The following is a 13,858-nucleotide window of genomic DNA, read 5'->3' as shown; positions in this document are numbered from 1 at the left end:
AAGTAAATAAACCCCAAAAATATTAATAAAACTCCCTTGATAAATTAACTTATCAAGGGAGTTTTATTTTATACTAATGCAAATGATGAATATCTGATAAATTACGTTTTGAAACATGAGTCATCCCAAATTTTCTCTTTGAAAAGTAAGTTTTAAAAGATTTAAATGTTTAGGGGATTTATTGTGATCCTTACTTTTTTCTTGATACAAAAATTAACCGCAGCGACGGTCGCAAAAAAATCAAGAATTCCTAATCGGAGTGGCGAACCACCTCGCTTCGCTCAAACAGTAGAAATTCGTGGCTCATAAATCACAAAAAAAGCGGTCGAAATTAGTTTTTCGACCGCTTTTTTATGATTTTAAAATTCGGGATGACTCATGTTTTATTTTTTAATTCAGATATATTTTTATTCATAATGAATTTCAATACGGTATTTGGAATATACAGTATTTAAAATCTTCAAATCCTCTTTCAATGCCCACCACCACTTGTAGGTATTTCCATTCCTTCTTCTATCTTTCCAGATTTCATAAGCATTGTTGCTCCACATGCAATTAACAAAAATATACCTGCAAATGTAATTGCTTTTCCAGCATCGTTATCCAAAAAATGTTCTAAAATATATCCGAAAGTAAGGTTTTGAATAATCATCGGTATTACAATCATCATGTTAATTATACCCATATAGACACCATAGCGTTCTTTTGGAATCTCAGAAATTACCATTAAATATGGAATCCCCATCATACTTGCCCAAGCTACTCCAAAGCCTGTCATTGGGGCAAATAATAGATATTTATTTTCAATGTGTGGAAAAATGATAAGACCAATGCCTGCAATAAGTAAGCAAATGACATGCACTAATTTAGGAGAATACTTTTTGGCAAGTCCAACCAAAGCAAATGCAGATAAAAAAGTAGCTATATTGTACCATCCATTTACTAAACCTGTCCAACCTACAGCTTCTTCATATAATTGTTTATTTCCCATTGGAGAAGTATGCCAAACTGATTGTGCAATGCTTTTAGAAGCATTTTGCCAATAACAAAATAAGGCATACCATTGGAAAAGATATACCAAGGATAATTGCCACATTACTTTTGGCATGTCTTTAATTGCTTCAAATATTTCAATAAACGGTGCAAAAATTCCTCCTTTATGTTGTTGCATAATTATTAATTCTGCTGGACTTGGAGGAATTTCGGGTGTTTTGGACATAGACCAAAGTACAGAACCAATTGAGCAAACCGAACCTAAAAAGAATGAGCCAAAAACCCAATATGGAATACTTCCATGCTCGCCTGGAATAAATTTTTGAAAAATAAATAATGAAATATTCGCTAACGTAATCCCTAAACCTGTAAAAAAACTTTGAGAAAGAAAACCCGTTGCTTGCTGGTCTGCTGGAAGTTTATCTGCAATAAATGCCCTATAAGGCTCCATGGCAGTGTTATTTCCTGCATCAAGTATCCATAGTAAGCCTGCTGCCATCCATAATGAACTACTAAATGGATAAATGAATAGTGCAATGCTACAAAGTAAAGCTCCAACTAGAAAATAAGGTTTGCGTCTTCCCCAACGTGGATGCCATGTTTTATCGCTCATAGCACCAATAATGGGTTGGATTAAAAGTCCAGTCATCGGACCCGCTAAATTTAAAAGAGGAATTTCATCAGGACTTGCGCCCAAGAAATCGTAAATGGGATTGATGGCACTTTGCTGCAAACCAAAACTATATTGAATGCCAAAAAAACCTACATTCATGTTAATGATTTGAGAAAATGTTAATCTTGGTTTGATACTATTCATAAATATTGCTTAATAAAAACGGTTAATTTTACTTACAATAATACTAATTAAATTAGAATAATTTATATTTTTTCTGGTTCGTTTCATTCTATCTAAAGGGTTTTCTTTCTTTATAATCTATATGAAGTATTATTTTAAATGAAGAGCTATCTCATGAAAGTTGATAGCGTAAATAAGAACCTTAATTCTTTAGAATAATTGATTAACTTTGATTTATGCTACTTTTTACCTTCCTTTTTTCCTTGATAAGTACTAATTTAAAACCTATTGAGGTAGATTCATTTGTGGTAGTGAATGAAATTATTCTTCATGGAAATCATAAAACGAAAGAAAATATCATCCTTCGAGAGCTTGATTTTAAAATAGGGGATACTTTATCGAAGAATCAACTTTCTAAACGTTTAGAACTAAATCGAAGGAAAATAATTAATACTAATTTGTTTATTACTGCTGAAATTCAAACGGGCATAAGTAATGAAGGACAATTGAAAGTGATGATTAATCTGCAAGAACAATGGTTTATCTTGGGGTATCCTGTTTTTCAGTTAGCAGATAGAAATTTTTCAGAATGGTGGAGTCGTGGATATGATTTCAGGCGTACAATTTATGGTGTTGATTTGATACATAGCAATTTCAGAGGGAGGGCAGAAAGACTTTCTTTACATATTGAAAATGGATTTACTAAAAGAGTAGATTTTAGTTACAGAATTCCCTACATCAACAAAGCTCAAAAAACGGGTCTAGGAATGAGCATTTCTTATATCACCAATAAGAATGTAGCTTTTAGAAGTATAAATGACACACTTTTCTACATTAGGAGTAAAGATGAAATTTTAAGAGAGCGTTTTTCTGGAGCTATTTTCTTGAAAAAGCGATTTGCTTTTTACGATAATCATACAATTGAATTAAGATTTAATCATATTTCAATTGATGATACCATCAGAAAACTTAATTCAAATTACTTGGCGAGTAATAATAATCAGCAAATCTATGGGCAAATTAGTTATTACTTTAACTATGATTTTAGAGATAACGTTACTTATCCACTAAGAGGTAAACGATATGAATTGTTGATTAATAAACTAGGAATTTTACCCAATGATGATATTAATCAATTAGAAATTACTGGCGATTATTCATATTATAAACCATTATCCAATAAATGGTTTTTGGGGATTAACGTTGAGGGAAAGGTGTCTTTTCCTAATCGTCAACCATTTTTAAATACTCGTGGTTTGGGTTATGGCGGAGATTTAGTAAGAGGTTATGAGCTTTATGTTGTTGATGGAAGTAAGTATTTATATATTAGAAATAACCTAAGATATGAGCTTCTCAACAAAAGTTTTCACTTGAAATTTCTGCATATTAAGCAATTTAATAAAATTCCAATTGGTCTGTACCCAAATATTTTTAATGATTATGCTTATGTTGAAAATCGCTTTGCGACAGAGAGTAAAAGTAATCTTGCTAATAAATTAATATATGGTTATGGTGTTGGGCTTGATATAGTTACTTATTATAATTTAGTACTTCGCTTTAATTATGCGATAAATAGTAGCAATAAAAGGAATTTTGTGTTTAGTATGGGAAGGGAATTTTAAGCTAAGAGGTAGGGGCTATAAAAAGACAAAGGAGACGTTAAAAACATCTCCCTGTGCAAATTAATAGTTCTACACCTATTATCTTAAATATTTTTGAAGGCAGGCTTTGAAAAACGAGGGGTAACAAAAATCACCCCCGTTTCATAAATACCTAACCACTAATTTCTTTTTTTAATTTATCCGAAAGTTACTAAAATATCTTCTAGCTTTTTCAATAAAGTCTTTTTTCTTTCTTCTTGAGATAGAAATTTTACTTCCATCTCTTAATTGAACGAACATTTCTTCTCTAACATCAAACTTTGAAATGTGATTTAGATTGACAGTAAACGATTTGTGAATCCTAACAAATATTTCAGAATCTAATTTAGGTAAAAAAATCTTCATTGTTCGTGAAACCAATAATTTTTTCCCATCTGTGAAGTGAAATATTGTATAATTTCCAATTGCTTCGAGATGGCTAATGTCTTTCCAAGCTACTATGATATTTTTTTTACATGAAATCGTTAAAATAATATTCGACTCCTTGTTAAAAATAGATTCTCGTCTAAAACTGAAATCGTGACTTAAGTTATTAATTAGATAAGAATTGCTTGTTAACGACGTACTTGCCATGATAGTTATTTAGTTTAGGTTAATCCATAAATTCATTCTATTGCATGGTTGGGTTCTTATTACAAAAGTAGAGAGTATTTTAATGGCTGTCAATCACATGATAGGATGATATATCACACAATTCTTTCGTGAATTGCCTTTGCTACAGCTTCAGTTTGTGAATGAACGTGTAATTTATCATATATTTTTTTGATGTGAGAGCGAACAGTATCAATACTGATGCTACACTTATCTGCAATCATTTTATAACTATTCCCTTTTACTAAAAGGTTTAAAATCTCACTTTCCCGTTCTGTTAATTTGTAGTCGTTGTTCTCTGTTACTTTCTGTTGAGTTGGTAACATTTGTAATACTTTACGAGCAATGCTTGATGTCATGGGTGCGCCACCATTATTTGCTTCTTGAATGGCTTCAAGAAGTTTGACAGGTGGAGTTCTTTTTAAAAGATAGCCAACCGCTCCTGAACAAATTGCTTCGAAGATATTTTCATTATCTTCAAAAACGGTAAACATCACTACATTTACTTGTGGAGCTAATTGTTTGATGATTTTGAGTCCTTTTAAACCATTGGCTACAGGCATATCTATATCCATCAAAACAACATCAGGTTTTAATTCAACGATTTGCTTGGCTACCTGTTCGCAGTTGACAAAAGCACCAATCAATTCAAACCCAATTGAACCTGCAAGGAGTACCGAAAGGCTTTCTCGTAAATCAGGATTATCCTCATAAACTACGATTTTGATAGAAGTTTGAGTCATTGGTTTGATGAAATTCAGAGTCATGATATTGAAGATATTTACCTGAAATACAAGTTTGATTAAGTGGAGAATATCTTATTTCAAGATTAAAATGAATGTAATATTACAAAAAAATAAATTGAGGTAATATCACATGATTGGGTGATGAAACTTATATCATCACTGAGAATGTGGTAGCTAGTCGGAAAGTTTTTGTATTTTTGTATCAGAAACCTTCATAAAAATTCATTCCGTGAAAAAAAATAATCTTTACTTTCTTATCTTTTTTGTTTTGCTAGTTGCTTGTCAGGAAAAAAAAGAAAGTACTCAAACCGAAACGAGTAGTTTAGCAAGTACTTCTGTTGGCTCTTCAGCTTTAGAAAACTATAGTACAATCTTTCAGGCGATTCTTAAAACCGATGCTGGAATGGCAAGAGGTGTAAAAATTGGTGATAATATTGATACGATTAATGAAACCACATTGCCATCAGAAACGCCAGCAGAAAATGGGAAAAGTTTCACAGAGTATTTTGATGACACTGATTTGAATTTTGCTGATATTCTCTACGTAAAAAGTCCAGAGAATAAAGTTGAAGCTATCACGATTGATGTTTATATCGAACGCCAAACAGCTGTGGATAGCTTAATGAATGAGTTTAAAGGCTATTTTGAAACAAAGTATGGAAAGGGAGTTGAAAAAGAAAAAGCTATTATTTGGCAATTGGCAGATGGAAAAAATAGCTTATTACTTCAAAATGAAAGTACTGAAAAGGACCCAGGATTAAAAATAGTTTTTGCAAATAAAGCGGACAAGATTTTACAATAAGTAATACAAAAAGAGCCTTTAGATAATCTAAAGGCTCTTTTTGTATCGTTCAGTATCAGAAAATTATATTTTCATAACCCATCCACGAGTATCGGCTTTTTTGCCTAAACGAGTATCGTTAATTTCTTCAAATACTCTTTTCGAGAAAGCATCTTCTGCTCTTTCAGGAAGTTGGTAATCAACGCCTTCAAAGCCGATTGTAGCAATTGGAGCAATTACAGCGGCAGTACCTGCACCAAAAGCTTCGGTTACTTTACCAGCTTTAATACCTTCTACTAATTCTTGAACTGAAAGCTGTCTTTCTTCAATTTTCATTCTCCACTCTTTTGCTACTTGTAAAACTGATTTACGAGTAATTCCATCAAGAATTGTATCGCCAGTCGGTGCTGTTACTAAAGCTCCGTCAATTACGAATAAAAGGTTCATCGTTCCTGCTTCTTCTACAAAAGTATGAGTAGCAGCGTCTGTCCAAATAATTTGGTCGTAGCCAGCATCCATCGCTAATTTTGTTGGATACAATGAGCCACCATAATTACCAGCATTTTTAGAAAAACCAACCCCACCATGAGCTGCACGAATATATTGTGTTTCAACACGTACACGTAAAGGTTTTGAATAATATGAACCTACAGGGCAGTTGAAAATCATAAACTTGTAAGTTTTTGATGGACTTACTCCAACGTACTCATCTGTCGAGAACATAAAAGGACGAATGTACATTGAACAACCTTCTTTGGCTGGAATCCATTCAGCATCTAAACGCAAAAGTTGTGAAAGCCCTTCCATAAAAATATCTTCAGGGATTTCAGGAATACACATACGGACTGCAGATTTGTTGAGACGCTTCCAGTTTTCTTCCGGACGGAAAACTAAAATTTCACCCGCAGCATTTTTGTAGGCTTTCATTCCTTCAAAAATTGCTTGTCCGTAATGTAGAGACATCATTGCTGGAGAATAAGAAATTGGTCCATAAGGCAAAATTTGTGGCGTTTGCCATTCTCCGTCTTTAAAATCAACCATTAACATGTGGTCGGCAAAAGAACGTCCAAAAACAAGGTTGTCAAAATCAACCGAATCAATCCTAGATTTTTCAATCTGATGGATATCAATCTGCAAAGTATCTGTCATAATTTTAAAATATTATCTGTTATTCTTTAATATTGTGAGCTTTTAGCTATCAGCTTTTTATTTATCAAATCTTCAAGTCTTTTGTCTAAAATCTTGCTTCTTGTCTCTTAAAGTCCTAAAGTCTTCCAGTCTCAAAGAAAGTCAAACTCTTGGTTTCCAAGCTATTTCTTCAACTTCAAGTTCTTTCGCCATTATTCTACATAAAACAAAAATATAATCAGAAAGTCGATTTAAGTACTTGATGATTAATTCATTTACCTCACTTTCTTCTGAAAGCTTAAGGATAATTCTTTCTGCTCTACGACATACTGTTCTTGCAAGGTGAGCAAACGAAATCGATTGATGACCGCCCGGTAATATGAAATAACGCATTGGTTCTAAAAAAGTGACCATTCTGTCCATTTCTTTTTCCAATAATTCAACATCACTTTCTAGCAAGTCAGGAATACGCTTTTTAGTTTGTTCTGGTTCGGAAGCCAAAATAGACCCAATTGTAAAAAGTCTATCTTGAATTTCTTTTAGAATGTCTTTTCTAGTCTCGTTCACTTTTTGGTCACGCACTAAACCAATGTAAGAATTCAATTCATCTACTGTTCCATAGGCTTCAATTCTTAGTTCAGTTTTTGAAACTCTTGTTCCTCCTACAAGTGAAGTGCTACCTTTATCGCCAGTTTTTGTATAAATTTTCATGATATTGTGGATATTCGAGGTCATTAATGACCTGAAATCGTTCATTTTACAAAGCTAATTTTTTTTGAGAAGTTTTACTCATTAAACCTAAAAAAAATAATTGTCATGACAAGTATTTTTTAAAAAAATGAATAAACAAAACGGCACACATTTCATTATAGATATAACAAACTTATGAAGCTAAAGGCTCACGGCTTTCAACTTGAAGCTATTTATTCTTGATTAATCGAATGTTTCATTAGAAATCCTGCCATTTGTAGCGTAATTTTGCACCCTGAAACAACAATATCAATGAGTATAGAATTTTTCATTTCCAGAACTTGGCGTTATTTATCAATTTTAGCCTTCGTACTTGTATTATTATTTACTTATCGTGGTTTGCCAGATACCACCGCTGTGCATTTTGGACCAAATGGTAGAGGAGATGGATTTTTACCAAAAAATCAGGTTTTCTATCTTTTTGCTGGAGTTATGTTTGCTTTCAACATACTTTCTGTTTTGTTAGCAAATAATGTAAAACGCATTCCTTTGGTTGCTTTTCAATGGATTCCAAATAAAAAATGGCTGAAAGGCGGGAATCAGCTAAATATAGCAATTGTAAATTGGTTAAACTTTTTGCCTGCTATCGTCAATACTTTTCTTTTGCTTATTCTGAGAGCCTTGTTGATATTGAATGATGAGCGTACTTTCAGAACAGATTATACTTATTTGTTAGTAATCGGAATAGTTCTGATGATGGCTTGGATATTTTATTTGCCTATCAAATTGCTTTTTACAAGTCCAAAAATCGAAGAAGAAGATTAATTGATGGATATTCAAGATTTAAAACTTGCTGATTATACTTATGATTTGCCCGACGAGCGAATTGCGAAATTCCCTTTAGAAAAGCGAGATGAATCTAAGCTACAAGTATATCAGCAAGGAAAAATTACGCATACGGTTTTTCATAAAATCAACAAGTATTTGCCTAAAAATACTTTGTTGGTTTTTAATAATACCAAAGTAATTCCAGCCCGAATTCATTTCCAGAAATCTACTGGAGCAGTCATACAGATTTTTCTTTTGCATCCCGTTGCCCCTACTTCGGTCATTAATTTGGCGATGGAAGTAAACGATACTTGCGTTTGGGAATGTATGATTGGCAATAGAAAGCGTTGGAAAAAAGAAGATGTTTTATCGAAAATTCTAACGATTTCAGGTGAAAAAGTAGCAATAAAAGCCAGTATTTTTGATTTTGATAGCAATCAAGTTCAACTTTCTTGGCAAGTAATTTCTGAAAATGTTGGACATTTCTCACCCAAATTTGTAGATATTATTCAAGCTTTGGGCGAAATACCTTTGCCTCCTTACTTGAATCGTGAAGCAGAAGAAGCTGATTATGAAACCTATCAAACGGTTTATAGCGAGAAAAAAGGAGCAGTAGCCGCCCCTACGGCAGGTTTGCATTTTACGGACGAAGTACTGCAAAATCTTTCAAATCAAGGAATTAAAGAAGAATTTATTACACTTCATGTGGGAGCTGGCACATTTCAGCCTATCAAAGTTGAAAATATTGTTGAACACAGAATGCACAACGAGCAAATTGTGTTCACGAAAAAGAATATGGAAGTTTTACTCGAAAATATCGGAAATACCATTCCAGTTGGCACAACTTCGATGAGAGCTTTGGAGAGTTTGTATTGGTATGGCGTAAAACTGACGAAGAATATTTCAAGTACTTTTTTTATCGAAAAATTAGATCCTTATCAAAATCCTGTTGAATCTTTACCAAGTACTGAACTTGCTTTAAGAACGATTTTAGCAAAAATGGAAGCCTCTGGCGAAAATGAAATCACGGGAGAAACCGAAATTTTTATTTTTCCGGGTTATCAATTTAAAATCTGTAAAGGCATTATTACCAATTATCACCAGCCAGAAAGTACTTTAATTTTACTCATCGCCGCACTCATTGGCGAAGATTGGAGAAAAGTGTATGCCGAAGCGATGGCAAACGATTATCGTTTCTTGAGTTATGGCGACTCCTCTTTATTATTGCCTTGAGTAATTGTGCATAATTAGTTAAGATTTGTCGATTACTCAATAAATTGATATTCATATAATTGAACTCATAATTCATAATTCAACACTCATACTTAATAGTCATACTCTTCGCCCCAATCTTGACGAAGTTTTTGTTTGATTTTTTCTTCCGCAGGATTTTGTTGCGGCTCAAAAAACTTAGTGTTTTTTACTTCTTCGGGTAAAAATTGCTGTTTTACAAAATTGCCTTCGTAATTGTGGGCGTACTTGTAGTTTTTGCCATAATCTAATTGTTTCATCAGTTTGGTCGGAGCGTTTCTGAGATGTAATGGAACAGGTAAATTTCCCGTTTCACGCACCATCGCCAAAGCTTGGTCAATTGCCAAATAAGCCGAATTACTTTTGGCAGAAGTAGCCAAATAAATCACCGTTTGCGAAAGTACAATACGAGCTTCGGGCATTCCTACGGCACGAATCGTTTGGAAACAAGTATTTGCCATTAATAGAGCATTTGGGTTTGCCAAGCCAATATCTTCCGAAGCTAAAATCATCAATCTTCTTCCAATAAATTCAATATCTTCGCCGCCTTCCAACATTCGGGCGAGCCAATAAACGGCGGCGTTGGGGTCTGAACCACGAATGGATTTAATAAAAGCCGAAATAATATCGTAATGCTGTTCGCCGTCTTTGTCGTAAAGAGCAATATTTTGTTGAAGTTTTTCTACCACCATTTCGTTGGTAATTTCCAAACCTTCGCCAACAGGAATAAAATTGCTGACCAGTTCCAAAATATTGTATAATTTTCGTCCGTCACCACCCGAAAACTGTAAAATAGCTTCGTACTCTTTTACTACAATGCCACGATTTTTTAAGAATATATCTTTCTCTAAAGCCTGATTGATTAAGTAAATTAATTCTTCTTTTACCAAAGGCTTCAACACATAAACCTGACAGCGAGAAAGTAAAGCCGAAATTACTTCAAAAGAAGGGTTTTCAGTTGTAGCTCCAATCAAAGTAATAATTCCTTTTTCAACCGCCCCAAGAAGTGAATCTTGCTGAGATTTTGAAAAACGATGAATTTCATCAATGAATAAAATAGGAGAGGGCGTATCAAAAAACTTTTGTTTTTTCGCCATTTCAATTGTCTCACGAATGTCTTTTACTCCAGCACTTATCGCAGAAAGGACATGAAATGGACGTTTCAACGTCTGAGCTACAATACTTGCCAAAGTAGTTTTTCCAACGCCTGGAGGTCCCCACAAAATAAAAGAAGGAATTCTGCCAGATTCTACGGCACGACGTAAAACGGCTTTTTCTCCTACTAAATGTTGTTGCCCGACGTAGTCATCAAGCGTTTGTGGACGCATTCGTTCGGCTAATGGTTGCATAATTGTATCGTTTATTCAAAAGCAAATATACATTCATTTCAGGACGCTTACGCAATGCAAAGCTTTGTGGAAAAGAAATCTTATCTTTGTAAGATATTTTCATTCAAAAATAATTACATGACTTTTGCATCACTTGGTTTATCAGAATCTCTTTTAAGAGGCATTACCGCACAAAATTATTCCGAACCTTTCCCGATTCAGCAACAAGCTATTCCTGCAATTTTGGCTGGAAAAGATATTCAAGGAATTGCTCAAACGGGTTCTGGAAAAACAGCGAGTTTTGTGTTGCCAATTTTAGAAATGTTTCAGCGTAAAAGTCCAACAAGAAATTTACACTTGAAAGTGCTGATTTTAGTACCAACCCGTGAATTAGCGATTCAGATTAAAGAAGTAATAGAATCTTTTGCGATTCACTTAAAAAATCCTGTAAAAACGATTGCCGTTTTTGGTGGAGTACCGCTCAATCAGCAAATGGTGACGCTCAAGAATACCGAAATTTTAGTTGCTACGCCCGGACGTTTGTTGGATTTGGTTTCGACGCAATCTATCAATTTAGCCAGAATAGAAACTTTGGTTTTGGACGAAGCCGACAAAATGTTGGATTTGGGTTTTAAAGAAGAAGCCAACAATATTTTTAAATTATTGCCAAAGAAGCGTCAGAATATTTTGTTTTCGGCAACTTTGGATACAGATTTAGAAACAATCAAAGAGGCATTGTTGAGCGAACCAGTAAAAATTGAAATTGAGCCAGAAGTTCAAAACCTTGACCAGATTAATCAAATCGCTTATGCGGTAAGTCCAGAAAGAAAAGGCCCTTTTTTACGATATTTAATCAAAACGCAGGTGATGCAACAAGTATTGATTTTTGTATCTGCCGTAAGAACTGCCGATAATTTGGTGGATAAATTGAAAAAAAATGGCATCAATGCCGCTGCCATTCATAGCAAAAAAACACAAGGAGCAAGAACAGAAGCTTTACGTAATTTTAAAGCTGGAAAAATAAATGTTTTGGTAGCTACGGATTTGGCTTCTCGTGGCATTGATATTCAGTTTTTACCAGTTGTGATAAATTATGAATTACCACGTTCGCCCAAAGATTATGTTCATAGAATCGGAAGAACAGGACGAGCTACAAATTCAGGTGATGCCATTTCATTGATTTGTCCAGAAGACCAACATCATTTTCACATCATCCAAAAAAAGATGAAAAGGAAAGTAGAAATTATAAGCACGGATGAAATTGATATAGCGAAGTTTTAAATAATAATTCATAGAATCAATCATCTTATAGATTGGGTAAGATTTGTACTAATAACTATTTTACTTATTCCATAAGATGGTTGATTTTCAGCTTTTTGAAGAACCTTTAGCAGAAGTACTATAAATTAAAATAATTTATTAATGTATATGGTTATTTCAAGATTTTAATTATATTTGATTTATGTTTTTAAACTAACCACACATAAAACCCTTAATATGCCATGAATCTCAAATCAATGCTTCGCATTTTGTTTATCAGCTCTCTGGTAGTTTTTTTAGGATACATTTTTTTGAAAAGCTTCGATTCATTTGCTCATCACGTCTTAAAAAAGCATTAAATGCTTTTCTAAATCACAAATTCCACTTCTTTAAAACCAAAGTATTCGATTAATCCATCGGATTCAATTCCTAATTGTCCAGTTTCATCAATCCCAATTATTTTTCCTACAAATAATTGTCCGTTTTTCCTGAAATGATGAAATTCTTCTATTCTAAACAGATTAGATAAATACCTGTTTTTTAACGTCTCATAATTTCCATTTTTAATGGTTAAATAATTTTTCTCGACACATTCCAACAGATTAGAAAGTATCATTGCTAAATCATATTTTAGTGGATTCTTCGTTACGTTCCTAAGCGATGTAGCATTGGGTACTGGAAAACTAGCTTGATTAATATTAAGCCCAATACCAATTATTGAATAACCAATTTGATAACCTTGTAAGGTATTTTCAATTAAAATTCCTCCCATTTTTTGATTTTGGAAATAAATATCGTTCGACCATTTTACTTTTAAGTCTTCATCGATATATTCTGAGAGGCAATCTAAAACGCCAAGTGACACTGCAACATTGAGTTTAAATTGTTCACTAGCTTTTAAAAAATTAGGTTTGAGGATTAAAGAAAACGTTAAATTTTCACCAACAGAGGCTTCCCAAACGTTTCCCCTTTGTCCACGACCAGCCGTTTGGTTGTCGGTAATTATGACCATTCCTTCAAAAACGTTTGTATCTGACTGAATTATTTCAGCCGCTATGTCGTTAGTAGAATGACACACTGGCAGGTATTTAATTGTTTTGCCAGTAAATAATGTATTGGGTTGAATTTTGTACAAGGTTATTTTGTAATTTTAAAGTTCAAATTATTTTTTGTGTTATTAAGTGATGAAGTTATGAGATTTCTCTCTAAACATTGTGACAAACACTTGTGAATTTACAAACAGCAAAGCATGACAGAAGTTAAATTAAAAAAAGAAATTAGTTCACAAGAACTTAGCCAATTGGTGGTGAAAGGGATGCAGGAAAGAAAGGCAACCAATATTGTAGTGATGGATTTAAGAAAAGTGAAAAATGCTTTCACTGATTTTTTTGTCGTTTGTTCTGGTAATTCTGACACTCAAATTGATGCGATATCTGAATCTGTAGATAAAGAAGTATGGGAAGTAACTCGTACAAATCCAAGAAGTATGGAAGGCAAAGCCAACCGAGAATGGATATTGGTGGATTATTATGATGTAGTTGTACACGTATTCAAAAAAGATCGAAGAGAATTCTACAAACTCGAAGAGCTTTGGGGTGATGCTGAATTTACTTATATCGACGATGATGCCGTTTAAAGTAATCATATTCCTTCCATAAATTTATCATACCACTTTTCATGTATAACATAAGTTAGAAACAAAGTTATCCAACCTAGTGTTTTCATTACAGATAATCCAAGTGTACAATTTATCTTGGTAAGTTAATTTACTTATTTTCGTGAACTGTACACTGTTTAAAAGTTAA

At 33.4% G+C, this 13,858-nt stretch carries 13 protein-coding genes; 6 read left to right on the top strand and 7 right to left on the bottom strand.

The annotated features are described in order from the left end of the window. Window positions 1-472: 472 nt before the first annotated feature. Window positions 473-1,810, bottom strand: coding sequence for an MFS transporter (locus tag HNP25_RS20770; RefSeq protein ID WP_184137541.1), 1,338 nt, complete (start codon window positions 1,808-1,810; stop codon window positions 473-475). 215 nt (window positions 1,811-2,025) lie between these two features. Between HNP25_RS20770 and HNP25_RS20765 the strand changes: the two genes are divergently transcribed. After that, window positions 2,026-3,411: a BamA/TamA family outer membrane protein gene (locus HNP25_RS20765; RefSeq protein ID WP_184137539.1), complete on the top strand. Its 1,386-nt coding sequence runs from the start codon at window positions 2,026-2,028 to the stop codon at window positions 3,409-3,411. Between the two features lie 171 nt (window positions 3,412-3,582). Here the strand turns inward: HNP25_RS20765 and HNP25_RS22110 are convergent, their stop codons facing one another. Beyond that, complete coding sequence (locus tag HNP25_RS22110; RefSeq protein WP_184137537.1) at window positions 3,583-4,023, bottom strand: LytR/AlgR family response regulator transcription factor; 441 nt, start codon at window positions 4,021-4,023, stop codon at window positions 3,583-3,585. Between the two features lie 113 nt (window positions 4,024-4,136). After that, window positions 4,137-4,808 carry a response regulator gene (locus HNP25_RS20755; protein ID WP_229202926.1) on the bottom strand — a complete coding sequence of 224 codons (672 nt, stop codon included), beginning with the start codon at window positions 4,806-4,808 and terminating at the stop codon, window positions 4,137-4,139. Between the two features lie 208 nt (window positions 4,809-5,016). Between HNP25_RS20755 and HNP25_RS20750 the strand changes: the two genes are divergently transcribed. Beyond that, window positions 5,017-5,589: a hypothetical protein gene (locus HNP25_RS20750; protein ID WP_184137535.1), complete on the top strand. Its 573-nt coding sequence runs from the start codon at window positions 5,017-5,019 to the stop codon at window positions 5,587-5,589. 63 nt (window positions 5,590-5,652) lie between these two features. On the opposite strand, the gene HNP25_RS20745 is transcribed toward HNP25_RS20750, so the two are convergent. Next, window positions 5,653-6,717 (bottom strand): branched-chain amino acid aminotransferase, encoded by a 1,065-nt coding sequence (locus HNP25_RS20745; RefSeq protein WP_184137533.1) that lies wholly within the window; start codon window positions 6,715-6,717, stop codon window positions 5,653-5,655. Between the two features lie 141 nt (window positions 6,718-6,858). After that, window positions 6,859-7,407 (bottom strand): cob(I)yrinic acid a,c-diamide adenosyltransferase, encoded by a 549-nt coding sequence (locus HNP25_RS20740; RefSeq protein WP_184137531.1) that lies wholly within the window; start codon window positions 7,405-7,407, stop codon window positions 6,859-6,861. 291 nt (window positions 7,408-7,698) lie between these two features. Between HNP25_RS20740 and HNP25_RS20735 the strand changes: the two genes are divergently transcribed. After that, complete coding sequence (locus HNP25_RS20735) at window positions 7,699-8,211, top strand: DUF1648 domain-containing protein (protein WP_184137529.1); 513 nt, start codon at window positions 7,699-7,701, stop codon at window positions 8,209-8,211. 3 nt (window positions 8,212-8,214) lie between these two features. After that, a complete protein-coding gene (locus HNP25_RS20730) occupies window positions 8,215-9,447 on the top strand; it encodes an S-adenosylmethionine:tRNA ribosyltransferase-isomerase (RefSeq protein WP_184137527.1) in 1,233 nt (410 codons plus the stop codon). A gap of 92 nt (window positions 9,448-9,539) precedes the next feature. Here HNP25_RS20730 and HNP25_RS20725 read toward each other — a convergent pair whose 3' ends face one another. Then, window positions 9,540-10,814: a replication-associated recombination protein A gene (locus HNP25_RS20725; RefSeq protein ID WP_184137525.1), complete on the bottom strand. Its 1,275-nt coding sequence runs from the start codon at window positions 10,812-10,814 to the stop codon at window positions 9,540-9,542. A gap of 117 nt (window positions 10,815-10,931) precedes the next feature. On the opposite strand from HNP25_RS20725, the gene HNP25_RS20720 reads away from it, so the two are divergent. Continuing rightward, window positions 10,932-12,074, top strand: a complete 1,143-nt coding sequence (locus HNP25_RS20720) for a DEAD/DEAH box helicase (RefSeq protein ID WP_184137524.1) — start codon at window positions 10,932-10,934, stop codon at window positions 12,072-12,074. Window positions 12,075-12,420: 346 nt separating this feature from the next. Here HNP25_RS20720 and HNP25_RS20715 read toward each other — a convergent pair whose 3' ends face one another. Then, window positions 12,421-13,188 carry a biotin--[acetyl-CoA-carboxylase] ligase gene (locus HNP25_RS20715; protein WP_184137522.1) on the bottom strand — a complete coding sequence of 256 codons (768 nt, stop codon included), beginning with the start codon at window positions 13,186-13,188 and terminating at the stop codon, window positions 12,421-12,423. A 114-nt stretch (window positions 13,189-13,302) separates the two neighbouring features. Between HNP25_RS20715 and rsfS the strand changes: the two genes are divergently transcribed. Continuing rightward, complete coding sequence (gene rsfS / locus HNP25_RS20710) at window positions 13,303-13,689, top strand: ribosome silencing factor (RefSeq protein ID WP_184137520.1); 387 nt, start codon at window positions 13,303-13,305, stop codon at window positions 13,687-13,689. Window positions 13,690-13,858: the final 169 nt, after the last annotated feature.

It is taken from the genome of Arcicella rosea, assembly GCF_014204325.1.
Classification (GTDB): domain Bacteria; phylum Bacteroidota; class Bacteroidia; order Cytophagales; family Spirosomataceae; genus Arcicella; species Arcicella rosea_A.
Note: the sequence above shows the minus strand (reverse complement) of the source record. Positions and strands in the feature narration are given on the sequence as shown.

Coding starts and splice junctions, on each gene's coding strand:
- HNP25_RS20770 (WP_184137541.1), bottom strand. CDS start 1,810: ATGAATAGTATCAAACCAAGATTAACATTTTCTCAAATCATTAACATG.
- HNP25_RS20765 (WP_184137539.1), top strand. CDS start 2,026: ATGCTACTTTTTACCTTCCTTTTTTCCTTGATAAGTACTAATTTAAAA.
- HNP25_RS22110 (WP_184137537.1), bottom strand. CDS start 4,023: ATGGCAAGTACGTCGTTAACAAGCAATTCTTATCTAATTAATAACTTA.
- HNP25_RS20755 (WP_229202926.1), bottom strand. CDS start 4,808: ATGACTCTGAATTTCATCAAACCAATGACTCAAACTTCTATCAAAATC.
- HNP25_RS20745 (WP_184137533.1), bottom strand. CDS start 6,717: ATGACAGATACTTTGCAGATTGATATCCATCAGATTGAAAAATCTAGG.
- HNP25_RS20740 (WP_184137531.1), bottom strand. CDS start 7,407: ATGAAAATTTATACAAAAACTGGCGATAAAGGTAGCACTTCACTTGTA.
- HNP25_RS20735 (WP_184137529.1), top strand. CDS start 7,699: ATGAGTATAGAATTTTTCATTTCCAGAACTTGGCGTTATTTATCAATT.
- HNP25_RS20730 (WP_184137527.1), top strand. CDS start 8,215: ATGGATATTCAAGATTTAAAACTTGCTGATTATACTTATGATTTGCCC.
- HNP25_RS20725 (WP_184137525.1), bottom strand. CDS start 10,814: ATGCAACCATTAGCCGAACGAATGCGTCCACAAACGCTTGATGACTAC.
- HNP25_RS20720 (WP_184137524.1), top strand. CDS start 10,932: ATGACTTTTGCATCACTTGGTTTATCAGAATCTCTTTTAAGAGGCATT.
- rsfS (WP_184137520.1), top strand. CDS start 13,303: ATGACAGAAGTTAAATTAAAAAAAGAAATTAGTTCACAAGAACTTAGC.